This window comes from Actinacidiphila sp. DG2A-62, assembly GCF_035825295.1.
Lineage (GTDB): Bacteria > Actinomycetota > Actinomycetes > Streptomycetales > Streptomycetaceae > Actinacidiphila.
Window position 1 is genome coordinate 7,959,082 of sequence record NZ_JAYMGI010000002.1, and the last position, 20,908, is coordinate 7,979,989.

Here is a 20,908-nt window from a genome sequence, read left to right on the forward strand (position 1 = left end):
TGCCCCGGCGGCGCCGGCGTCCACCCGTCCCCGTCCCTCGCGGCCCCTCCGTCCTCGCAGCCCTCCGTCCTCGCGGCCCCTCCGCCTCGCGGCCCGGCTGCCCCGCCCCGCGCCGTCAGGCGCCCCCGGAGCTCCCCGCCTCCGCCAGCGCCGCGCGGGTCAGCGTCCGCGCCGTGTCGGCCGCCGCGGCCACGGCGGCGTCCGGGTCGAGCCCGGCCAGGTCCATGAGGTTGAACAGGGCCTCGGCGCTGACCACGAGGCTGAGCCCGAGCTTGAGCCGGGCGACCGCCTCGGCGGGGACCGCCCCGGCCACCGGCGCGAGGGCCTGGTCGATCACCCCGAACCGCAGCCCGGGCCGCCGGGCCGGACCCTGCGGGTGGGCGACGGTCGCCGCGATCATCGCGCGGATCGCGCCCTGGAGCGTCAGCACGTGCCGCAGCATGAACTCCGCGGCGGCGCCGACGCGTTCGACCGGGTCCGCGCGGTCGCCGATCGCCGCGAGCACCTCGTCGGGGGAGGGGACCATGTCCGTCATCGCCTCCTGGAGGAGGCTGGCCATGTCGGGGAAGTAGCGGTAGGCCGTGGCCTCGGAGACCAGCGCGGTCCTGGCCACCTCCGGCATCGTCACCTCGCGGCCGGTGCGGATCAGGTCGGTCGCCGCGCGGACGATCGCCAGGTGGGTGCGCCGCTTCTGGTTGACCCGGCCCGCGGCCGTCTGCCCCGAAGTGCCCTGCGCTGCCATGAGACCGCCCTTCTGCCGACCGCTGTCCGGCGCCGGCCGCGCCGGCCGTCCGGACGGCACCCTACCGCAAGTCTGCCTTCGTGATGAGAGTGTACTTGCATAATGAGGTGCGAGGGGACTACCTTCACGAGAGTTGGATCTCACCAAGCGTGCGGGCCTGACCGCCGCCCCGCGGGGCCCGCGGTCCCGCGCGCCCCGCGCAGCAGTACGTACGACGGAGGAGTCGGTCATGAACGACGTGTCGGTCGTCGGCCCGGACGGCGGCGAGACCATCGTCCTCGGACCCGCGCGCATGCGGATCATGGAGGACGGCGCCACGACGGAACACCGCCTGGGCATCGGCGAGATCACCCTCGCCCCGCACAGCGCGGGCCCGCCCCAGCACCGCCATGCCCGCCACGACGAGGGCTTCTACGTGGTGTCCGGCACCGCGCTGTTCACGGTCGGCGCCACCGAGCACCTCGCGCCCGCGGGCACCCTGGTGATGGTCCCGCCCGGCGCCCCGCACACCTTCGCCAACCCCGGCGACGTCCCCGTGGTGATGGTCAACACCTTCACCCCGGACCTCTATGTGCAGTACTTCCGCGACCTCGGCGAAATGCTCGCCGGCGGCACGCCGATGACCGACGAGTCCACCGCGCGGGTGATGAGCCGTTATGCGACCACCGCGTCCGACGAGTTCGCCTGAGACGGACGCCGCCGGGCGGGCCCGGGGTGGAACCGAACCCGCGCCCGGACCCGGGCCGGGGCGGCCCGGTCTGGGTCGGCCCGTCGACGTTCATGACAGTCGCTGACATGGGCTACGATCTGCACATGGGACGATGGGAGCCGAACGCCCGCGGCCGGCTCAGGGAAGCGGCGATGGAGCTGTTCGAGGAGCGCGGGTACGAGGAGACGACCGTCGTGGAGATCGCCCGGCGCGCCGGGCTCACCGACCGTACGTTCTTCCGGCACTTCGCCGACAAGCCCGAGGTCCTCTTCGACGGCTCCGACGTCCTCCGGGAGGTCTTCGTCGCCGGGATCGCGGGGGCGCGCGCGGAGGACCCGCCGATGGCGGTGATGGCCTCGATGCTGCTGGGCATCGCCCCGCGCCTCCAGGCCGACCGCGAGCGCGCCCGCCGGCGGCACGCGATCATCTCGGGCACCCCGGAACTGCTGGAGCGCGAGCTGATGAAGCTCGCCCGCCTCGCCGAGGTCGCGGGCGACGCCCTGCGGCGGCGTGGCGTGCCCGACCCGACCGCGGCGCTCGTCGCGGAAACCGGAATCGCCGTGTTCAGGACGGCCTTCGCCCGCTGGATCGGCCCCGACGAGAAGGCCGCCGACCTCGACGCGGTGATGCGCGAGACGCTGGCCGAGCTGGCCGCCCTCACCCGGCCGCTCACACCGGCCGCGAGCTGACCCGGGGCGCCCCGCCCGGATCCGACGACCGCCTACGCCGGCCCGGCGCGCGGCCGGATCTCACCGCGTCGTGATGACCACCTTGCCGCCCTTGGGCGTGCCGTGGACCTCCAGCTCGGTCAGCGCGTCGATCGCCTCCGCCAGCGGCGCCGTGCGGGCGATCGGCAGCCGCAGCGCGCCCTCGCCCGCGGCCCGTGCGACCGCTTCGAGGTCCTCGGTGACCGGCTGGGCGATCAGCACCTGGAACGGCCCCGGCAGCGCGCTCTTGGCGAGTTTCGCCGGTGTGGGGTTGATGTCGACGATGTGGCCCCCGGGCCTCAGCAGCGTCCGCGCCGCCTTGGGCGGGAGCGTGCCCGCGGTGTCGAGGACGAGGTCGAACCGGCCGGCGAGCGGCGCCGGGTCGAAGTCGAACGCGACGACCGGGTCGACGCCGAGGCCGCGCGCCTCCCGCGCGGCGGTGGGGCGGCAGCTGCCGGCCACCGAGGCGCCGCGCATCGCCGCAATCTGCACGGCGGAGCGGCCGACGCCGCCGAGGCAGCCGTGCACGAAGACCGCCTGCCCCGCGCGCACTTCCGCCCTGCCGGCCACGGCCTGGTACGCGGTCAGCCCGACGGTCGGGATCGCCGCGGCCTCCTCGAAGGACAGCTCCTCGGGCTTGAGCACGACCGCCCTCTCCTCGGCGACGGCCATCTCGGCGAACGCTCCCGCCGTCCTGATGCTGGTCCCGCCCATCACCGCGTCGCCGACGCGGAGCCGGGTGACGCCGTCGCCGACCGCCTCGACCACGCCGGCGAAGTCGTGTCCGACGCCGCGCGGGAAGCTCCGGCCGGTCACGACCTTCAGATTGCCGCGGCGGATGCCCCAGTCCATCGGATTGGCCGCCGCCGCCCTGACCCGCACCAGGACCTCGCCGGCGCCCGGCCGCGGCGGCTCGACGTCCTCCAGCCGCATGACCTCGGGTCCGCCGTACTGGTGGTACTGGATGCGCCTGATCGTCGCCATCGGAATCCCTCCGGAGAAGTGATGTCACCGTCTGACGTCACCGTACCACGGTTGATGTCGCTGACTGACATCACTGTCGGGCGCCCTTTCCTGTGCGCCGGCGGCGGTCCGCGACGGCGGGGGGCAGGTGCGGGGTTCCACCGTTCAAAGAAACAAACCCCAGGTGGTTTCAGACTCTTGACGGTCATATTCGTGCAACGTAGCGTGAGCGTCCGCAAGATTCCGGAAGCCGTCGGCCCTGCCCGGTCTGCCGCTCGACCTCCGCACCGCGGGCCGGGGAGCGGCGGCCCGCAGGTGACGCTCCGTCAGCGGCAGGCATGTCGGTACGTGCCCCCCACCCCGCCGTGCGGCTGCTTCTGGGGTGGCAGAAGGAGGAATCGTGCATGCACCACCGGGCCGGCAGATCCGGCCCTCCCGGTCCCGCACGCTCAGAAGAGTCGGCTACGTCCTGGCCCTCGGGTGCCTGCTGGGCGGCGTGACGGTCGCACCGGCCGCGTCCGCGGCGCCCGACGCCGCCCGCGCGGGCGGCGGCTCACACGGCGGATCGGACGGCGGAGCGGACGCCTGGGTCCTGAGCACCGACCAGACCGCCGACGACTACGCGCCGACCTTCGTCGGCAACGGCTACCTCGCCGCGCGCGTGCCCGCGGCGGGTGAGGGCTTCTCCAACAGCCCGATCGTCACCCAGTCCGAGCTGGCCGGCTTCTACGCCCAGCCCGCCGGCCAGTACGAGCGGCGGGCCAGCCTGCCGACCTGGACCACGCTCGGCTTCGGCCGCAGCGGCGGCGTCTACGGCGTGCCGGGCAACTGGTCCTGCGCCTTCGACCAGATCTGCCCGGCCAGGGACGGACAGATCTCCGGCGGCGCGTTCGTCGAGACCTCGCACGGCGGCTCGGTCGCCGGCGGCTACCTCGCCGGACTGAACACGAACAACACCCCGACCGTCGGCGGGACCGACGTCATCGCGGTGCGCGACGCCCCGGCCGGCCAGGCCGTGCTGGACGTCCGCTACGCCAACGGCAGCGGCACCCCGCAGACCGTCCACCTCGGCGTCGACGGCGCCCTCCAGCAGCTGACGCTGCCGCCCACCGCCGACTGGGACACCTGGACCGTCGCCCACGTGCCCGTCACGCTGGCCGCCGGCGACAACACCCTGCGGATCACCGTCGCCGGCGACGACACCGCGCGGGTCAACGTCGACTACCTGGCGGCCTACCCCACCGGCGCGCAGCCGCCCACCGACGTCGCCTCCGCCGACACCGGCACCACCACCGACTACCGGCAGTCCCTGGACCTGCGCACCGGCGTGCTCACCACGTCCTTCGACTGGACCTCCGCGGACGGCGACCGGACCAGCTTCAGCTACGCCGTGAGCGCCAACCGCGCCGACGGCCACCTGGGCACCGTCACCCTGCGGGCGGTGCCGCACTGGAGCGGAACGGCCACCGTCGTCGACGAGTTCGACGGCCGCGGCCTGGACCACGCCACCGCCACCCAGTCCCACGTCGACCCCCGGTCCGCCACCTTGTCGCAGACCGTCGTGACCGACGGGAACCTCGTCACCGCGGGCCTGAACTCCGTGCTGCGCGTGGACGGCAGGACCCGGGCGACCGCGCCGGTCGCCGCCGCCACCGACGGCAGCGCCGGCCAGAGCGCCGACCTCCCGGTCCGCGCCGGCCAGTCGTACGAGATCACCAAGTACGTGGGCGTGGCCTCCAGCGTCGACACCGACCGCCCGCTGAAGGCCGCGACGCCCCAGCAGGCCGCCGCGGCCACCGCCGCCGGCGCCGCCCGCGCCGGCTACCGCGCCGCCTCCGCCCGCAACGACCAGGCCTGGGCGCGCCTGTGGCAGTCGGGCATCTCGGTCCCCGGCGACACCGCCATGACCGCGCAGATCCACGCCTCGATGTTCTACCTGCTGGCCAGCATGCGGGCCGGCGTCACCTGGAGCACCAGCCCCGGCGGCCTGTCCTCCGACGGCTACAACGGCCACGTCTTCTGGGACATGGAGACCTGGATGTACCCGGCGCTCCTGGCCCAGTACCCCGACATCGCGCAGACCGCCGACACCTACCGGCAGAAGCTGCTGCCCGCCGCCGAGGCCGCCGCCGCGTCGCTGTCCACCCCGGACCGTCCGATCAAGGGCGCGAAGTTCCCCTGGGAGAGCTCGCTGACCGGCAAGGAGTCGATCCCGCCGGGCAACAACGAGGGCAACGACGAGATCCACATCGACTCCGACATCGCCCTCGCCCAGTGGCAGTACTACCAGGCCACCGGCGACACCGCGTGGCTGCGGGACAAGGCGTGGCCGGTGCTGAGGGACGTCGCCGACTACTGGGCCACCCGCGCCGAGCCGGACGGGACCGGCGGCTACTCCATCAAGCACGTACAGCCGCCGGACGAGTACCACGACCCCGTCGACGACAGCGCCAGCACCAACGCCGGAGCCCAGGCGTCGCTGCGGATCGCCGTCCAGGCCGCCCGCATCACCGGCAGGACGGCCGACCCGGCCTGGAGCAAGGTCGCCGACGGCCTGAAGATCCCCGTCGACACCGCCGCGAACATCCACCCCGAGTACCAGGGATACGACGGCCAGCAGATCAAGCAGGCCGACGTCACCCTGCTCCAGTACCCGTGGAACGTACCCATGTCCGCGGACCTGGCGCAGAGCGACCTGGACTACTACTCCCAGCACACCGACCCGGGCGGCCCGTCGATGACCGACTCGATCGCCACCATCGACGCCGCCGCGCTCGGCTCGCCCGGCTGCACCGCCTACGACCACCTGCGCAGCAGCGCCGACCCGTTCGTGGCCCAGCCGTTCGACCAGTTCCACGAGTCCCGCTCGGGCGGCGCCTTCACCTTCACCACCGGCGAGGGCGGCTACCTCCAGCAGTTCCTCTACGGCTTCACCGGACTGCGCTGGGGCACCGACGCGGTCACCGTCGACCCGTTCCTGCCGCAGCAGCTGCCCGGCGTCGACGTGACCGGCGTGAAGTGGCACGGCAGGACCTTCGACATCTCCGTCGGACAGCGGACCACGACGGTCAGCGAGCGCACCGGCCCACCGCTCCAGGTGCGCGACCGCGCGGGCAGGACGCACACGGTCACGCCCGGCAAGCCGCTGCGCCTGACCACCCGGCACCCGGCCGCCACCGCGGGGCCCGTGGTGTGCAGCACCCCGATCACCGCCGTGTCCGGCGACCGCTGCGTCGACGTCACCGGCGGCGACAGCAGGGACGGCACCGCGCTGCAGCTCTACGACTGCAACCGCACCGCCTCCCAGATCTGGTCGATGCCCGGGGACGGCACCGTGCGGGCGATGGGCAAGTGCATGGACGTCCGCGGCGGCACCGACGCCGACGGCACGCCCGTACAGCTCTACACCTGCAACGACACGGCGTCCCAGCAATGGGTGTACGACACGTCGGCCCGCACGCTGAGGTCCTTCGGCAAGTGCCTGACCGCCTCCGGCGGCGGGACCGGCAACGGCACGAAGCTGGAACTGCGCGGCTGCGACGGCGGCGCGGACCAGCAGTGGAAGATCCCGTCATGACCGGGATCCGACCGGCGCGCGCGTGACGGCCCGACCGGGGGCCTGACCGGGCCGGCAGGGGTTCCGACCGGGACCTGACCAGGGCCTCACCAGGGCCTGGCTCGATCCCGGCCGCGTCCCGGCCCCCGCTCGCCCCAGGGCTGTGCGGAACGTCCACCGACGTCCCGCACAGCCCTGCGCCGTCTCCGGGACCAGGAGGTTTGCCCGGCGTGCGACGGGTGAGGCGCTGGTATGTGCTTCGGACAGCAGGCACCGCGCGGGGGAGCAGAGCAGTCCGACGAAAGGCAAGACAGGCTATGGCGTTGCCGCAGATCGACGAGCCCGGCGAGCTCGCACCCTCCCGGGCCCGTTCGTTGACCAAGATCTTCCTGCGCCGCCTCGGGGAGCTGGAGGAAGGCACCGAGTCCTACCAGTACGTCCGCAACACCCTCATCGAGATGAACCAGTCCCTGGTGCGCTTCGCCGCCGGCCGCTTCCGGCCGCGCTCGGGCGCCGAGCCCGAGGACATCTTCCAGGTCGGCGTGATCGGGCTGATCAAGGCGATCGACCGGTTCGACCTGGGCCGCGAGGTGGAGTTCACCACCTTCGCCCTGCCGTACATCAGAGGTGAGATACGCCGGCACTTCCGGGACGCGACCTGGGCCGTGCACGTGCCGCGCCGCCTCCAGGAGCTGCGGGTCGACCTGGCCCGCGCGCACGAGCACCTCGGCGGGGTGCTGGGGCGCGAGCCCGCCGCCGCCGAGATGGCCGAGCACCTCGGCATCGACGAGTACGAGGTCGCCGAGGCGATGACCGCGGCCAACGGCTACGAAGCCGCCTCGCTCGACGGCATGGCCGCGGCCGGCGACCACGAGGAACCGGCCGGCCGCCCCACCCGGGGCCTGGCCGACGTCTGGGGCGAGGACGACCCCGGCTTCGAGCTGTTCGAGAACTGCCACGCGCTCGGCCCGCTGCTGCGCGACCTCGACACGCGCGAGCGCCGCATCCTGCGGATGCGGTTCGGCGACGAGATGACCCAGCAGCAGATCGGCGACACGATCGGCTGCAGCCAGATGTGGGTCTCCCGCACGCTGTCCGCGATCTTCGACAAGCTGCGCCGCGGGCTGCTCGCCGAGGCATGAGCGGGCGCGGCCCGCGCGGACGGCTCACGGACGGCAAGCGGCCCGGACCATCTACCACCACCTACCACCACCGACCATCAGCACGTCACGGGAGGACGTATGACCGGCCACGGACAGCACGCCCGGCACGACGGCGGGGACGGCGACCCGGATCGGCGCGGGCGGCGCGCGGACCGGCCGCGGGAGGCCGCCCAGGACTCCCCGCAGGAGCGCGAACGGCGCGACGAGGACGCCCGTGTCGGGCAGAGCGAGGCGGCGGAGGACCGGCTGCCCACGCCCGAGGGGCTCACCTCGCCCGGCGAGGGCTTGGACGACGCCCCGGCCGAGCCGCGCCAGTCGAAGGACTACGCCTGACCGTGCGCACCCGCACCACCCCGCGCGACCTGCCGCACCACGCGGCGGAAGGAGGACGGCCGTGAGCAGCGACCCGAACGCCGACGGCGTCTACCAGCCCATCGGCGACAACGAGGAGCAGGAGGACGCCGCGCCGCTGGACCTGGAGGACGCGCTCCAGGAGGACGACTACGACGACGTGCTCGACAAGGGCTACTCCCCGCCGGAACGCCCGCTGGGCGTGAACAGGACCGGCACGACCGCCGAGGAGCAGCGGCGCGGCGAGAGCCTGGACGAGCACCTGGCCGAGGAGGTGCCGGACGTCGGGGCCGACATGGAATCCGCCGGCGGCCCGGACACCGGAGCGGGCGCCGGATCGGGCGGCATCGGTGACGGCATCGGTAACGGCGTCGGCGACGGCATCGGCGACGCTCCCGGCACCGACGGCGAACCGCTGGACCCGGAGGCCGGCGGCCCCCGCTCCGGCCGGCTCACCGATCCCGACCAGGGCAACGCCATGACCACCGACGACGATCTCCAGGCGGAGAGCGTCGGCATCGACGGGGGCGCCGCCACCGCGGAGGAGGCGGCCGTCCACGTCGTCGAGGACCCGCAGGCCCCGCCGGAGCGGGAGGTCTGAGCGACACGTGCGGGCGGCCCCGGCGGTGCGGACCGGGCCGCCCGCGCCAGGTGCGCGCGCACGCGGCTGCGCGCGTACGGTCAGCGCATCAGTTCGACGGCCTGGCCCAGCGCGCCCGCCGCGAACAGCGCGACGACCACCGCGATCAGGGCCACCGGCCACCCCGCCCACCCGTGCCTGAGCGCCTCGCGCTCCGGCACGCCGAGCGACGACACGCCCGACTCGGCGGGCGGCGCGTGGCCCGCCGGTGGCATGGCGTCCTCGGGCACGCTCAGCCCCTCGTCCGGCAGGTGCGGGTTCCGCGGGGGACTCGCGGGGTGCTGCCCGGCCCGTGCCGGATGCGTCGTCGCCATGGCGGCCTCCTCTCCGGTTCCGCCCTGCGGCTACCCGGCCCGCGAGCCTTCATCGCGCCGAGACACGGAGGCACGGAGGCGCGGACGTTCGGACGTTCGGACGTGGGGAAGCGCCGAGGCGCCGACGTCCCGCACGGTCACTCGGGGTCCGTGCCGCCGCGCGGGACGGTCAGGGACGACAGGTCAGGACGTCCGCCCAGGCGCTGGACGACGGCGCCGGCCGCGGCGGAGGCCAGCCGGCCCGCCGCCACCGGGCCCGCGCCGGCGCGCAACGCGGCGACCAGCCCGGCGGTGAAGGCGTCGCCCGCGCCGGTCGGGTCGGCCACCGGCACGTCCGCCAGCGGCAGCAGACGGCTGCCCTCGGGCCAGAGCAGCAGGTCCCCCTCGCCGGGCACCGCGACCGCGACCAGCTCCGGGCCCTCGGCGAGCAGCCGCCGGCCGAGCTCCCGCGCCCGCGGCACCGACCCGACCGGCTCGCCGGCGAGCAGCTCCGCCTCCTCGGCGTCCGCGCGCAGCACGTCCACCGCGCCGAGCAGTTCCTCCCGGGCGGACGGTTCGGGCGCTCCGTCCGCGACCACGCGCGCTCCGCGCCGCCGCGCCGTCCGGGCCGCGACGAGCACCGCCGCCGAGGGCCGCTGCAACTGGAGCGAGACCGTGTCCGCCCGCGCGATCAGGCCGGCCGCCCGCTCCACGTCCGCGGCGGTCAGCAGGCTCTCCTCAGGCACGTCCTCGAACAGCCGCCGGCTGCCCGGCTCGGCCACGATGTCGAGCAGCAGCGCGGTGCGGCCGCGCCGGACCACGGCGGACGTGTCGATCCCGTCGCGTTCGGCCTGACGCAGCACGGCGTCCCCGGCGGGGTCGTCCCCGACCACGCCCACGAGCGCGACGGGGACGCCGAGCCCGGCGAGAGCGACGGCCTGGTTCGCGCCCTTGCCGCCGAGCGACTCCCACCGCGTGCGGGCCCGGGTCGACCCGCCGTCCGGCGGCAGGCCCTCCGCCCGCAGCACCAGGTCGCGTCCGATCTGTCCGATCACCACAACACTCACGGCCCGCGCCTGCCCGGCCGCGTACCGCCCACACCCCGCCGCGGCGTCCGTGCGGCGCGAGCCGGCGTCCGGGCGCGTCGGCGCGTGTCAGTACGGCCGGGAGGCAAGCGGACCGGACGCGCCGATCCGGCCGGCGGCGGCGACGGCCCGGGCATGCAACTCCTCCAGGGCGTCCAGCACGATCGTGGCGTAGTACCAGGTCAGCCAGGCTCCGGCGGAGGACGCCAACCGGTCGAGCACACGGGCGGCGCGCGCGTCGAGCGGCTGCACCGGGACGTCGAACAGGGTCGTCACCACCCCGTGCGTGCGCGCCCCGGGACCCGGCAGGGGAGTGGCGTGCGAACCCCTGCCGCCCGCGGCGCGCAGCAGCGCCCGCGCGCGCTCGCCGAGGGCCGGGTCCCGCGCGGCGTCGGTCATCGTGACCCGGACGCCGCGCCGCGCCGCCCAGACGGTCGCGCCGCCGCCCTCGTCCTGCCGCAGGTGGGCGAAGTCCTCGGTGAAACCGTCCGGAAGGCCGCGGTCGGCCTCGATCCGCAGTTCGCCGCTGCACGGATCGACCAGCCGGACGTCGCCCATCGGCGCCCGCGTCACCTCCATCGCCCGCGCCAGCAGCGCGTTGACCACCGCGGTCTGCGAGGCCCGCTCGGGCCGTTCGCCGGGCAGGAACGCCAGCGTGGGCGCGGCACGCCGGGCCCGGCCCGGGAACCACGGCCCCGCACCCTCCGGCGGCGTGGTCAGCACCACCGCCGAGGCCAGCAGCCGCAGCTTGACGTTGTGCCGCTGGGAGACCGCGCGGAGCAGCTCGAACGCGGTGTCGCCCGCCGGGAGCCCGTACCGGCCCTGCACGACGCCCTGGGCGCGGTCGATCAGCGGATGGGAGCGGACCCTGCCGCTCAGGTGCCGCACCTGGGACCTCAGCCGGCTCAGCTCCTCCGCGGTGTCGTCCGAGGCGGCGTCCTTGGCGGCGGCCGGCGGAGCGGTGGGCGCGCCGCCCGCGCTCGCCGGCGGGGCGGTGGGGGTGCGGACCGCGGCGGCCGGCGGAAGGCCCGTGGCCGCGGTGTCCGCGGTCTCGGGGGCGGCCCCGCCTCGGGCGGCCCGGGCGGTCCCGGGGACCGTGTCCGCGCTGTCGGGCGCGGTCGCCGCGGCGGCCTGTGCGCACGCGTGCGCCGCGCGGCGCAGGGTCTGCGCCACGGGCACGGAGCCCGGGTTGCCGCGCGCCGCGTCGCCCCGACCCCCGTCCCCGGCGCCGCCCGCCGCACCGGCGACCTCCGCGACCGCCTGCGCGAGCGTCGGCACGATCCGCAGCCGGTCGTCGTCGCCGCCGGGGACGCGCAGGACCGCCTCGCTCGCGGCGGACGGCCCCGTGACGTAGACGCGGCGCCCGCGCGCGGACAGCTCCGCCGCCGTCCGCCGCAGCGCCCGCGCCGCGGCGGGGGAGACCACGGGCACGAGAACCAGATCGAGCGCCACGGTGGGGCAGTCGGCCGGGGCGTCGGCCGTGGCCGCCAGGGCGGGATGGCGTTCGTCGCCGAACGGGCCCTCCGCGCGCACCACCCACACGGGGCCGCCGACGGGCACGGGCAGCCGTACCAGCTCGGTGCGCGCGCCGACGCCGCCGGACGCGGACCCGGGACGGCCGGGCGGCGGCGCGGACGCCGGGGCGCCGCGCGGGGTGCGGGCGACGGACGTCGCGCTCGCGGCGGACTCGGGTGGCGGCTGCTCAGCCACGGCGGCCTCCGGCGGGGACGGGCACGGACGGCCCGGGCGGCAGGGCGGCGACCCCGGCGAGGCGCGGGGGCGGCCATGCGTACGTGCGCGGCGCTTCGGGCACGGGCACACTCCGTTCGGTGTAGTACCCGGGCCGCTTCCTGACCCAGTGCGGCCCGGGAGGCGGGCCGTCGCCGACGTTACCCGTCCCGCGCCCCGGCGGCCACCACCGCCGGTGCGCGCGGCGGCGTCGCGTCCCCAGCGCCTCCTGCCCGCGCACCGGGGTGCGCACCATCGTGGCCGGCTTCGCGTCGCGGATGCCGGCCTCCTGCCCGCGCACCGGGGTGCGCACACCGCCCGGCCGGGTCATCCGACGTACCGCCTTGCCGTCGACCGGCGGCGCGCCCGCTCCAGGGCGGACAGCCGCGCCTCGATCTCGGGGCGGACCGGCCTGCGCTCGCGCAGCACCCAGGGCAGCCCGCGCAGCGCCATCAGGAACGCGCGGAGCGACGCGCGGTCCCGGGGGACGGTGCGGACCAGAAAGCCGGTGCGGCGCAGCGCCGCCGCCGGGGGCCTGCGCAGCCAGGTGAACCAGAGCGTGTTGCGCAGGCCCACCACCCGCCGCTCGGTGCTGTCCCGCGCCTTCGAGGCCCGGTGGTGCACGGTGAGCGCGGGCACGTAGGCCAGCCACCAGTGCGCGGTCATCAGGTCGGTGGCCAGCAGCTCCTCCTCGCCCCCGAACCACAGCCGCGGGTGGAAGCCGCCGCCCCCCTCGAAGGCGTCCTTGCGCAGCACGGTCGCCCCGGCGAGGAAGGAGCCGATGGCCGGGCCCGGCAGCCAGTCGGGGCCGGTCAGCGGGGAGTCGCGCAGCTCGGCGTTCACCGGGTCCTGGGTGCCGCCGGGCTCCACCACGATCCGCGCGCCCACCGCCGCGAGCCGGGGGTGCGCCTCCAGCAGCCGCACGGCGTGCGCCAGCGCGCCCGGGGCCCACCAGGTGTCGTCGTCGCAGAAGGCCACGTACGGGGTGCGGACGCGGTCGACGGCGAGGTTGCGGCCGATGGCGCCGAGGTTGCGGCCGGGGGTGAGGAGGGTGACGCCGGGGTGGTGCTCCGCGACGGCCGCGGCGGTACCGTCCGCGGAGCCGTTGTCGACGACGACGACCGGCGGCCGCTCGGGCAGCGCGGCCAGACGGCCGAGGGTGTGCAGCAGCTCGGCACGCCGGTTGTGGGTGATCACCGCGACGGTGACGCGGCACGCGACGTCGTGGGAAGCGTCCCGCGGACCGTTCCGCGCGGCCTCGTGCGGGGCGTGCGGGGTGTGCGGGGTGTGCGGGGGGTGCTCGCCGTGCAGGCCGTGCGGTCCTCGGGTCGTCCTGGTCATACGGGCTTCTGGGTGTCGAGGAGGCGCGCGGCGCGTTCCACGGCGCGCGGCAGGCGGCGCCGGGCGCGCAGCGCGGCGGGCAGCCGGGCGAGGGCGCCGAGCAGCGCCGCGCGGGCGTCGCGGTCGCCGCGGCCCGCGTCGGCGGCGAGCACGGCGGTCCCGCGCAGGGCGACGCCGACCGGTCGGCGCAGCCACGCGGTCAGCACGGCGTTGCGCCGCGTCGTCGGGGACCGGCCGTGCCGAGGGCCGGGCGCAGGATGGTGGTGGGCCACCACGGAGGGGACGTAGCGGACCTGCCAGCCGCGCGCCGCCAGGTCGTAGGCGAGCAGGGTCTCCTCGGCGCCGAAGAACAGCAGCGGGTGGAAGCCGCCCGCGGCGAGGAAGGCGCTGCGGCGCACCACGCTCGCGCAGGCCAGGAAGCCGAGCACGGGTGTGCCGGGCACCGCCGGGTCGCCGGTCAGCGGCGACGCCGCCATGACCGCGTCGAGCGGGTCCTCCGCCTCGTCCGGTCCCACGACGGTCCGGGCGGCCAGCAGGCCCAGCCGCGGATGGGCGTCCAGCAGGTCGGCCGCCGCGGCCAGCGCGCCCGGCGCCCACCAGGAGTCGTCGTCGCTGAAGGCGACGTAGCGGGTGCGCGCCCGCCGCGCGGCGAGGTTGCGCCCCGTCGCGCCGAGGTTGCGGCCGGGGGTGAGGAGGGTGACGCCGGGGTGGTGCGCGGCGACGGCCGCGGCGGTGCCGTCCGCGGAGCCGTTGTCGACGACGATGACCGGCGGTCGCTCGGGCAGCGCGGCCAGCGCGTCGAGGGTACGCAGCAGGCGGTCGCGCCGGTCGCGCGTGATGAGGGCCACGGTCAGGCGACCGTCGGGCACGAGTCCTCCTTCGGGGGTCCGCGCTGCGCCGCCCGGTCACCCGGTCACCCGGCTGGGCGGTGGGCGGATGCCCGGGGGACGGCGGGCGGGCCGGACGGGTCAGGCGGGTCGGATGGGTGCGACGAGCCGGACGGATCGAATGGGGCCAGCGGGCCGGGCGGGCGGGATGGGCGGGCGCGTCCGCGTGGACGGGACGGTCGGCTCGGTGTCGCCGCGGACGTACGGGCGTCGTGCCGTGCGTGCCGGGCCCGAACGGGATGTCCGCGTCCGCGGCGGCCGCGGACGTCGGCCCGTGCGCGCGGGGGCGCGCTACGCCGATGCCCCGGCGCCCGGCGGCGGCGCGGAACGGACCCGGCCGCCCCCGTTCCGCCAGTCGTCGTCCGTACCGCGCTGGGGAGGGCCGGCGGAACCCGGCGCGCCGGCCCCGCGCCGCAGGCCGTGAGCCGCGGCGAGCACCTCCTCCGGGGTGATCTCCAGCAGCCGGGGGTCGGGCGACCTCCCGTGGGGATCGCCGGCCGGGCCCGGGTGGTACAGCGCTCGGTGCGGCCCGTCCTGCGGGGGCCCCCACAGCGCCGGGGACACGGGTCCGAACAGCGTCACCGACGGCGTGCCGTAGGCCGCCGCCAGGTGCGCGGGCCCGGTGTCCGCGCTGATCAACAGGTCGGCGTGGGCGATCAGCGCGGCGAACCGCGCGAACGGCGGCGACTGGTGCACGTCGCGGTGCGCGACGCCCGCGGCGGCGGCCAGCGCGGCGGTCACCGGTTCGTCGCCCGGGCCGCCGCTGATCACCACCCGGCGGCCGGCCAGGGCGCGCACCACCGCCGCGTAGCGCCGCACCGGCCAGCGCCGGGCCGCCGCGTTCGCCCCGGGGTGCACGACCACCGCGCCCGGCGCGGGGGAGGGCCCGGGCCGCGGCAGCCGCAGGTCCGCGGGGTCGGCCGGGATGCCGTGCGCGGCCAGGAAGCGGCACCAGCGGGTGCGCTCGTGTTCGTCGGCCCGCCACTGCGGCGCCGGTTCGCCGGGCCGGTGCGGCCCGGCGAACGCCAGCAGCCGCCGCGGCCGCAGCTCCTCCAGCGCCCGGCGGCTGGCCGGCCCGTTTCCGTGCAGGTCCACCGCCACCTGCGGCGCGGGCCCCGGCCAGTGCCGCAGCGACGGCACCGCGCGCTCCGGCGCCCCGGCGGGCAGCAGCGCGTCCACCGCGCCGGTGTGCCGGACGGCCTCGCGCAGCGCCTCGGGGGCCGCCAGCACCAGCTCGTGCCCGGGGAAGGCCCGGCGCAGCCCGCGCAGCGCCGGCACGCCTGCCAGCAGGTCGCCGAGGCCGAGTGCCCGCAGTACCAGCAGCCGGGGCCGCTCCTCGCGCTCCCGGTGCGCCGTCACGGCCGGGTCTCCGCCCGCGCGGCGCGTTCGGCCAGGACGCTGGTGGACCGGCCGTCGAGGTACGGCAGCAGGACCACCTGCCCTCCCCAGCTCTCCAGCAGCGCGGCCTCGGGGAGGTCGGCGACGCCGTAGTCCGCGCCCTTGGCCCACACGTCCGGGCGCAGTTCGCGCAGCAGGGACTCGGGGGTGTCCTCGGCGAAGACGGCGACCGCGTCGACGCAGCCCAGCGCGGTCAGCACGCGCACCCGGTCGGCGGCCGGCACCAGCGGCCGGCCGGCACCCTTGCGGCGACGGACCGACGCGTCGGAGTTGACGCACACGATCAGGCAGTCGCCGGCCCGGCGGGCGGCCTCCAGCAGCGTGATGTGCCCGGCGTGCAGCAGGTCGAAGCAGCCGCCGGCCGCGACGACCGTGCCGCCGCGGGCGCGCACCGCCGCCGCCAGCGCGAAGGCGTCCGGGGCCCGGGCGTCCTCGGCGTGCCGGGCCGGCCGGTCCACCGCGTCCGCGGGCGGTCCCCCGCGCAGCACGCACCGCACACCGCCCTCCTCGACATAGCGCGTCGCCGCCGCCACCGCGCCCTGGACGGCCGCCTCCGGCAGCACGCCGTCGGCCAGCAGCCCGGCCGCGGCGGTCGCGAAGCGGTCGCCCGCCCCGCAGGGGTCCCCCGACGCCCGCCACGGCGTGCTCACCAGCAGCGGCCGGTCGCCGTGGGAGAGCAGCGCGCCGCGCTCGCCGAGCGTGACCGCCACCGAGCCGACGCCCCAGGCGCGTACCAGCCGGGCCGCGTCCTCGGCCGGCTGCCTGCTGCCGGCCGCGTGCCCGGCCCGGGACCGGGCCTCGGGCCCGGCGTGCCGGCCGGCCCGCGCGGCGTCCCGGCCGGGCTCCCGGGCCGGACGGCCGTCGCCGTCGGCGAGGGCCGCGGCCAGCGTGCGCGCCTCGCTCTGCGACGGCGTGACCAGCCGAGCGCCGGCGACCGGCGCACCGCCGCGCGGATGCGGGTCCCACACCAGCGGCCGCCTGGCGGCGGCCTCGGCCAGGGCGTCGCGCAGCACGTCCGCGGTCCCGCGGCCGTAGTCGCTGACGAGCACCGCCCCCGCCCCCGCGACGGCCGTCAGCGCCTCCTCGGTGGGACCCGCGGCCCGGCCGTCGCCGGAGTCCAGCCTGACCACGGGCGCACCGGAGGCCAGCACCCGGGTCTTGGTGCTCAGCGTGCCGTCCAGCGGCAGCTCCACCAGGCGCACCCGGCCGGCCAGCAGCCGGCGCACCTCGGCGCTCGCCTCGTCGGCGCCCAGCGCGGTGACCAGGCAGACCCGGCGCCCGTCGGCCGCGGCCAGGCACGCGGCGAGCGCGGCCCCGCCGGGCCGGGCGTCGCGCAGCGGCCCGTCCACCACCGGCACGGGCGCGTCGGGCGCGAGCCGCTCGGCCTGCCCGCGCAGGTCGACGTCGAGGAGCGCGTCCCCGACGATCAGCAGCGGACGGTTCATCACGGCATCCCCCTCCCGTCCCCGGCGCTCCCGCCGTACGAAGCGGCGACCGCCCCGTCGAAGGACTCGCAGAGCATGTGCACCGCCACCAGGTGGATCTCCTGCACGGTCGCGGTGCTCGCCGCCTCCACGCACAGCGCCGAATCGGCCGCCGCGGCCAGCGGGTTGGGGGCCGGGCCGGTCAGCGCCCACACCCGCATCCGGCCGCGCCGCGCCGCGCCGGCGGCCGACAGCAGGTTGGCGCTGGCGCCGCTGGTGGACAGCAGCATCAGCACGTCGCCCGGCCTGCCGTGCGCGTGGACCTGCCGGGCGAACACCTCCTGGACGCCGTAGTCGTTGGCGATCGCGGTGGTCGAGGAGGTGTCGGCGTGCAGCGCGATGGCCGAGTACGCCGGCCGCTCGTCGCGGTAGCGCCCCACCAGCTCGGCGGTCAGGTGCTGGGCCTGGGCGGCGCTGCCCCCGTTGCCGGCCACCAGCAGCCGGCCGCCCCCGCCCAGCCGCGCGGCGAGCGCCGCGCCCCACTGGTGGACGGTCCCGCACGAGCCGCGGAAGGCGGCGAGCGCGGTCATCAGCTCGTCGCAGTGGCGGACGTCGACGGCGGACTTCATGACGCCTCCCCGGTGACGGGTCCCGAGGCCCGCTCGGCGAGCGGGCCGATCGCGTCCGCGCGGCCGGGCGGACGGGTGGCCGCGCGGCCGCCGGCCGACGGCGAGGCCGCGCGGTAGACCTGCTCGACCTGCGCGGCCACCCGGTCCCAGGTGTAGTGCCGCAGCACCCGCTCCCGCCCGGCCGCCGCGCAGCGCGCCAGCCGCGCGGGGTCGGCCAGCAGCGCGACCACCGCGCCGGCCAGCGCGTCGTCGTCGCAGTCCTCCGGCACCAGCACGCCCGTCTCCCCGTCGACGACGGTGTCCAGCTGGCCGCCGACCGCGGTGGCCACCACCGGGGTGCCGCAGGCCATCGCCTCCAGCGGGACGATGCCGAACGGCTCGTACACCGGCGTCGACAGCACCAGGTCGGCCCGCGACATCAGCGCCGGCATGTCCTGGTGGCGGACGCCGCCCAGCAGCCGCACCCGGTCCGCGACGCCGTACTCGGCGGCCAGCTTGCGCAGCCGCTCGGCCTCGGGATCGGCGACCAGCAGCCCCGCGTCGGGACCGCCGGCGATCACCAGCTCCGCGTCGGGGATGCGGGCCAGCGCCCGGATCGCCCGGTCGAAGCCCTTGCGGGGCACCAGCCGGCCGACCGCGAGCAGCAGGGCCGGGCCGCCGCCGGAGGACGCGCCGGCGTCACGGCCCGTGGCGCGCGGCGAGTCCCGCGGCGCGTCGCAGGGCGAGAAGTGCCCGGGGTCGACGCCGCACGGCACCACCGAGACGCCCGCGGCCGGCACGCCCATCGCCGCCAGCTCGGCCACCTCGTCCGCGCAGGTGGCCAGCACCCGGGCGCAGCTGCGGCCGAGCGAGGTCTCCAGGGCGATCCGCTGGTCGGGGCTGGTGTCCGCGGCGCCCTGGTGGCGCCGCTTGACGGTGCCGAGCGCGTGGTACGTCTGCACCACCGGCACGCCCGTGCCGCGCGCCCCGCGCAGCGCCGCCACCCCCGACATCCAGTAGTGCGCGTGCACCACGTCCGGCGGGCTCGCCCGCCACTGCGCCGCCAGGTGGTCGCCGAACTCCGGCATGTACCGCAGCAGTTCGTCCTTGGGCAGGACCGTCGCCGGCCCGGCGGGCACATGCGCGACGGTGAACCCGCGGTCGGTGCGGATGCGCTCCGGCAGGTCGGGGTCGTCCCTGCGGGTGTGCACCACCACCTCGTGCCCGAGGTCCGCGAGCTGCCCTGCGACCTCGGCCACGTAGACGTTCTGGCCTCCCGCGTCGGCGCCGCCGAGCGCCGCCAGCGGACTGGCGTGCTCGGAGACCATCGCTACCCTCATCGGCTTGTCGCTCATCGCGTGACCTCTTTCATCAGGCGCTCCCAGTCGTCCAGGAAGCGCGGTAGTCCGTAGCGGGCCAGTGCCGCGGCCCTGGCCCGCTCGCCGGTGGCGCGGGCGAGCTCGTGGTCGGCGAGGAAGCCGCGGACCGCGCCGTGCAGGACCTCGGGGCGGTTGCTGACGACCCCGGCGCCGTCCGGCACGGCCTCGCGCACCTCGGTGGTGTCCAGCGCCACCGGCGGCAGGCCGATCAGCATCGCCTCCAGCAGCGACAGGCCCAGCGACGTCCAGCGCACCGGGTGCAGATACAGCCGCCGGCGGGCCATCGCCCGGTGCAGTTCGCCCTGCGGCAGGTCGTGGGCGCGCACGCCCTCGATGGCCTCCAGCGGCCGGGTGCGCATGCCGAAGACGTCCAGCGGCGCGGTGCGCGCGAACTCCGGCAGCAGGTCGGCGCCGACCACCCGGCCGCGGCGCACCGGGTCGTTGACCACGACCGCCGCCCGCTCCTGCTCACCGGTCCACAGCGGGCCGGGATCGGGCACGCCGTGCTCGATCACCGTCGTGGGGGCCCGGCCGCTGTCCCACATCAGCCGGTTGAAGTGGGTGACGTGCACGACGGGGATGTCCGCGCGCTCCGCCAGCGGATGCCGGGTGCCCACGGGCGAGCGGTCGGGGCTGTTGTGCTCGACGTAGACCGCGGGCACGTCCTCGCCCGGCCGGCGGCCGGTCCACTGCCGGGCCAGGTCCAGCTCGTGCGGGCGCTGGAGCAGCATCAGGTCGATCGGCGTCTGCGCCAGCCGGGCCGGCGGAAGCTCCCGCGCGGTGTCCGGCCACCGCCAGGTGCGGGCGCGGCCGAGGCCGTCCGGGCCGCGGCCCGCGGTCACCGGCAGCAGGTAGGTGTGCGGTCCCTGGAGGAACGCGGTCAGCCAGGAACCGTGCACGTGCCAGACGAGGATGTTCACCGTGCCTCCTGAAGGATCTTGTGCACCGCGCGCCGCACGTCCTGGGCGGTCACCTCGGACAGGCAGGGGTGGCCGGGCACCGGGCAGTCGCGGGCCCGGCTGCCGGCGCACGCCGCGTCCTGGTCGCCCAGCAGCACCAGCGGCACGCCGTAGGGGCGCCACCGGGCCGCCGGCACGACGGGGGAGAACAGCGAGACCACCGGCGTGCCGACCGCGGCGGCCAGATGGGCCGGCCCGGTGTTGCCGCAGACCAGCGCGTCGGCCAGGCGGAGCACACCGGACAGGGTCCGCGCGTCGGTCCGGCCGCCGAGGTCCACCGCCACCCCGGCGCTCACCCGGCGGGTGAGGCCGGTCTCCTCCGGGCCGCCGGTGACCACCACCCGGTAGCCGCTGTCGGCCAGCAGCTCCACCGCCTCGCGGCAGCGTTCGGGCGGCCAGGCGCGGGCCGCGACGCTCGCGCCGGGGTGGACCACCACGTACGGCCCGTTGCCGGTGAGCGTCGCGGTGTCGGGGGCGGGCAGCACCCGCAGTCGCCCGTCGTCGCGCGCACGCGGCGTGAAGCCCATGGCCGCGGCGGTGTCGAGCGCGGCCTGCGCCTCGTGCCGGTCCGGCAGGCGGCGGTGCCGCACGTCCAGCAGCCGGCCGGGGTGGTCCTCGCTGTCCGCGCCCAGGTACGGGACGCCGGCCAGCCGCAGCATCAGCGCGGTGGGCAGCGGGCTCTGGTGGTACGAGGTGAGGATCAGCCCGGCGTCGAACCGCGCCTCCCGCAGCCGTTCGGCCGTCCCCACCACATCGGCCTGCCGCACGTCCGGCGGGTTGAAGCCCTCCCAGGGCGCGGCCCAGGTCAGCACCTCGTCCACGCCGGGCAGCAGCCGCCCGGCCGCGGCCCCGGCCGGCCCGCACAGCAGGGTGACGTGGTCCGCGTGCTCGGCGACCGCGCGCACCGCGGGCCCGGCGAGCAGCACGTCCCCGAAGCTGTCCAGCCGCACCACGAGGACCCTCCCCGAGCCCGAG

19 protein-coding genes are annotated in these 20,908 nt (G+C 77.0%); 6 read left to right on the top strand and 13 right to left on the bottom strand.

All coding sequences use genetic code 11. From position 1 onward, the window contains the following. Positions 1–115: 115 nt before the first annotated feature. Entirely contained in the window at positions 116–742 is a 627-nt protein-coding gene (locus VSR01_RS35040) for a TetR/AcrR family transcriptional regulator (protein ID WP_326452998.1), read from the bottom strand. A gap of 229 nt (positions 743–971) precedes the next feature. Between VSR01_RS35040 and VSR01_RS35045 the strand changes: the two genes are divergently transcribed. Together VSR01_RS35045 and VSR01_RS35050 are read left to right on the top strand one after the other, a co-directional pair. Continuing rightward, on the top strand, positions 972–1,430 hold the full coding sequence (locus VSR01_RS35045; RefSeq protein ID WP_326452999.1) for a cupin domain-containing protein: 459 nt from the start codon (positions 972–974) through the stop codon (positions 1,428–1,430). A gap of 125 nt (positions 1,431–1,555) precedes the next feature. After that, positions 1,556–2,140, top strand: a complete 585-nt coding sequence (locus VSR01_RS35050; RefSeq protein ID WP_326453000.1) for a TetR/AcrR family transcriptional regulator — start codon at positions 1,556–1,558, stop codon at positions 2,138–2,140. A gap of 60 nt (positions 2,141–2,200) precedes the next feature. Here VSR01_RS35050 and VSR01_RS35055 read toward each other — a convergent pair whose 3' ends face one another. Continuing rightward, positions 2,201–3,142 (bottom strand): NADP-dependent oxidoreductase, encoded by a 942-nt coding sequence (locus VSR01_RS35055; protein ID WP_326453001.1) that lies wholly within the window; start codon positions 3,140–3,142, stop codon positions 2,201–2,203. Positions 3,143–3,521: 379 nt separating this feature from the next. On the opposite strand from VSR01_RS35055, the gene VSR01_RS35060 reads away from it, so the two are divergent. The 4 genes from VSR01_RS35060 to VSR01_RS35075 all read left to right on the top strand — a co-directional run bounded on the left by VSR01_RS35060 (position 3,522) and on the right by VSR01_RS35075 (position 8,792). Next, complete coding sequence (locus VSR01_RS35060) at positions 3,522–6,698, top strand: ricin-type beta-trefoil lectin domain protein (protein ID WP_326453002.1); 3,177 nt, start codon at positions 3,522–3,524, stop codon at positions 6,696–6,698. A gap of 296 nt (positions 6,699–6,994) precedes the next feature. Continuing rightward, positions 6,995–7,819, top strand: coding sequence for a SigB/SigF/SigG family RNA polymerase sigma factor (locus tag VSR01_RS35065; protein WP_326453003.1), 825 nt, complete (start codon positions 6,995–6,997; stop codon positions 7,817–7,819). Between the two features lie 99 nt (positions 7,820–7,918). Continuing rightward, positions 7,919–8,173 (top strand): hypothetical protein, encoded by a 255-nt coding sequence (locus VSR01_RS35070; protein WP_326453004.1) that lies wholly within the window; start codon positions 7,919–7,921, stop codon positions 8,171–8,173. A gap of 61 nt (positions 8,174–8,234) precedes the next feature. Further along, positions 8,235–8,792 (top strand): DUF5709 domain-containing protein, encoded by a 558-nt coding sequence (locus VSR01_RS35075; protein WP_326453005.1) that lies wholly within the window; start codon positions 8,235–8,237, stop codon positions 8,790–8,792. Between the two features lie 80 nt (positions 8,793–8,872). On the opposite strand, the gene VSR01_RS35080 is transcribed toward VSR01_RS35075, so the two are convergent. From VSR01_RS35080 to VSR01_RS35130, 11 genes are all read right to left on the bottom strand, one after another. Further along, on the bottom strand, positions 8,873–9,145 hold the full coding sequence (locus VSR01_RS35080) for a DUF6480 family protein (protein WP_326453006.1): 273 nt from the start codon (positions 9,143–9,145) through the stop codon (positions 8,873–8,875). Positions 9,146–9,282: 137 nt separating this feature from the next. After that, positions 9,283–10,191: a PfkB family carbohydrate kinase gene (locus VSR01_RS35085; RefSeq protein ID WP_326453007.1), complete on the bottom strand. Its 909-nt coding sequence runs from the start codon at positions 10,189–10,191 to the stop codon at positions 9,283–9,285. An 87-nt stretch (positions 10,192–10,278) separates the two neighbouring features. After that, positions 10,279–11,919, bottom strand: coding sequence for a GAF and ANTAR domain-containing protein (locus VSR01_RS35090; protein WP_326453008.1), 1,641 nt, complete (start codon positions 11,917–11,919; stop codon positions 10,279–10,281). Positions 11,920–12,264: 345 nt separating this feature from the next. Beyond that, entirely contained in the window at positions 12,265–13,278 is a 1,014-nt protein-coding gene (locus VSR01_RS35095; RefSeq protein ID WP_326453009.1) for a glycosyltransferase family 2 protein, read from the bottom strand. Further along, positions 13,275–14,147: a glycosyltransferase gene (locus tag VSR01_RS35100; protein ID WP_326453010.1), complete on the bottom strand. Its 873-nt coding sequence runs from the start codon at positions 14,145–14,147 to the stop codon at positions 13,275–13,277. The genes VSR01_RS35095 and VSR01_RS35100 overlap by 4 nt, the downstream gene beginning before the upstream one ends. A 309-nt stretch (positions 14,148–14,456) precedes the next feature. Further along, a complete protein-coding gene (locus VSR01_RS35105) occupies positions 14,457–15,524 on the bottom strand; it encodes a glycosyltransferase family 9 protein (protein ID WP_326453011.1) in 1,068 nt (355 codons plus the stop codon). Continuing rightward, complete coding sequence (locus VSR01_RS35110) at positions 15,521–17,008, bottom strand: PfkB family carbohydrate kinase (protein ID WP_326453012.1); 1,488 nt, start codon at positions 17,006–17,008, stop codon at positions 15,521–15,523. Before VSR01_RS35110 ends, VSR01_RS35105 begins: the two co-directional genes overlap by 4 nt. Further along, positions 17,008–17,616 (bottom strand): D-sedoheptulose-7-phosphate isomerase, encoded by a 609-nt coding sequence (locus tag VSR01_RS35115; RefSeq protein ID WP_326453013.1) that lies wholly within the window; start codon positions 17,614–17,616, stop codon positions 17,008–17,010. The genes VSR01_RS35110 and VSR01_RS35115 overlap by 1 nt, the downstream gene beginning before the upstream one ends. Next, the gene (locus VSR01_RS35120) at positions 17,613–18,935 is read right to left on the bottom strand and encodes a glycosyltransferase (RefSeq protein WP_442785742.1); all 1,323 of its coding nucleotides are present in this window, start codon (positions 18,933–18,935) and stop codon (positions 17,613–17,615) included. Before VSR01_RS35120 ends, VSR01_RS35115 begins: the two co-directional genes overlap by 4 nt. Before the next feature lie 11 nt (positions 18,936–18,946). Further along, the gene (locus VSR01_RS35125) at positions 18,947–19,894 is read right to left on the bottom strand and encodes a glycosyltransferase (RefSeq protein WP_326453015.1); all 948 of its coding nucleotides are present in this window, start codon (positions 19,892–19,894) and stop codon (positions 18,947–18,949) included. Next, positions 19,891–20,877 carry a glycosyltransferase family 9 protein gene (locus VSR01_RS35130; RefSeq protein WP_442785743.1) on the bottom strand — a complete coding sequence of 329 codons (987 nt, stop codon included), beginning with the start codon at positions 20,875–20,877 and terminating at the stop codon, positions 19,891–19,893. The genes VSR01_RS35125 and VSR01_RS35130 overlap by 4 nt, the downstream gene beginning before the upstream one ends. Between the last annotated feature and the right edge of the window lie 31 nt (positions 20,878–20,908).

Coding starts and splice junctions, on each gene's coding strand:
- VSR01_RS35040 (WP_326452998.1), bottom strand. CDS start 742: ATGGCAGCGCAGGGCACTTCGGGGCAGACGGCCGCGGGCCGGGTCAAC.
- VSR01_RS35045 (WP_326452999.1), top strand. CDS start 972: ATGAACGACGTGTCGGTCGTCGGCCCGGACGGCGGCGAGACCATCGTC.
- VSR01_RS35050 (WP_326453000.1), top strand. CDS start 1,556: ATGGGACGATGGGAGCCGAACGCCCGCGGCCGGCTCAGGGAAGCGGCG.
- VSR01_RS35055 (WP_326453001.1), bottom strand. CDS start 3,142: ATGGCGACGATCAGGCGCATCCAGTACCACCAGTACGGCGGACCCGAG.
- VSR01_RS35065 (WP_326453003.1), top strand. CDS start 6,995: ATGGCGTTGCCGCAGATCGACGAGCCCGGCGAGCTCGCACCCTCCCGG.
- VSR01_RS35070 (WP_326453004.1), top strand. CDS start 7,919: ATGACCGGCCACGGACAGCACGCCCGGCACGACGGCGGGGACGGCGAC.
- VSR01_RS35080 (WP_326453006.1), bottom strand. CDS start 9,145: ATGGCGACGACGCATCCGGCACGGGCCGGGCAGCACCCCGCGAGTCCC.
- VSR01_RS35095 (WP_326453009.1), bottom strand. CDS start 13,278: ATGACCAGGACGACCCGAGGACCGCACGGCCTGCACGGCGAGCACCCC.
- VSR01_RS35110 (WP_326453012.1), bottom strand. CDS start 17,008: ATGAACCGTCCGCTGCTGATCGTCGGGGACGCGCTCCTCGACGTCGAC.
- VSR01_RS35115 (WP_326453013.1), bottom strand. CDS start 17,616: ATGAAGTCCGCCGTCGACGTCCGCCACTGCGACGAGCTGATGACCGCG.
- VSR01_RS35120 (WP_442785742.1), bottom strand. CDS start 18,935: ATGAGGGTAGCGATGGTCTCCGAGCACGCCAGTCCGCTGGCGGCGCTC.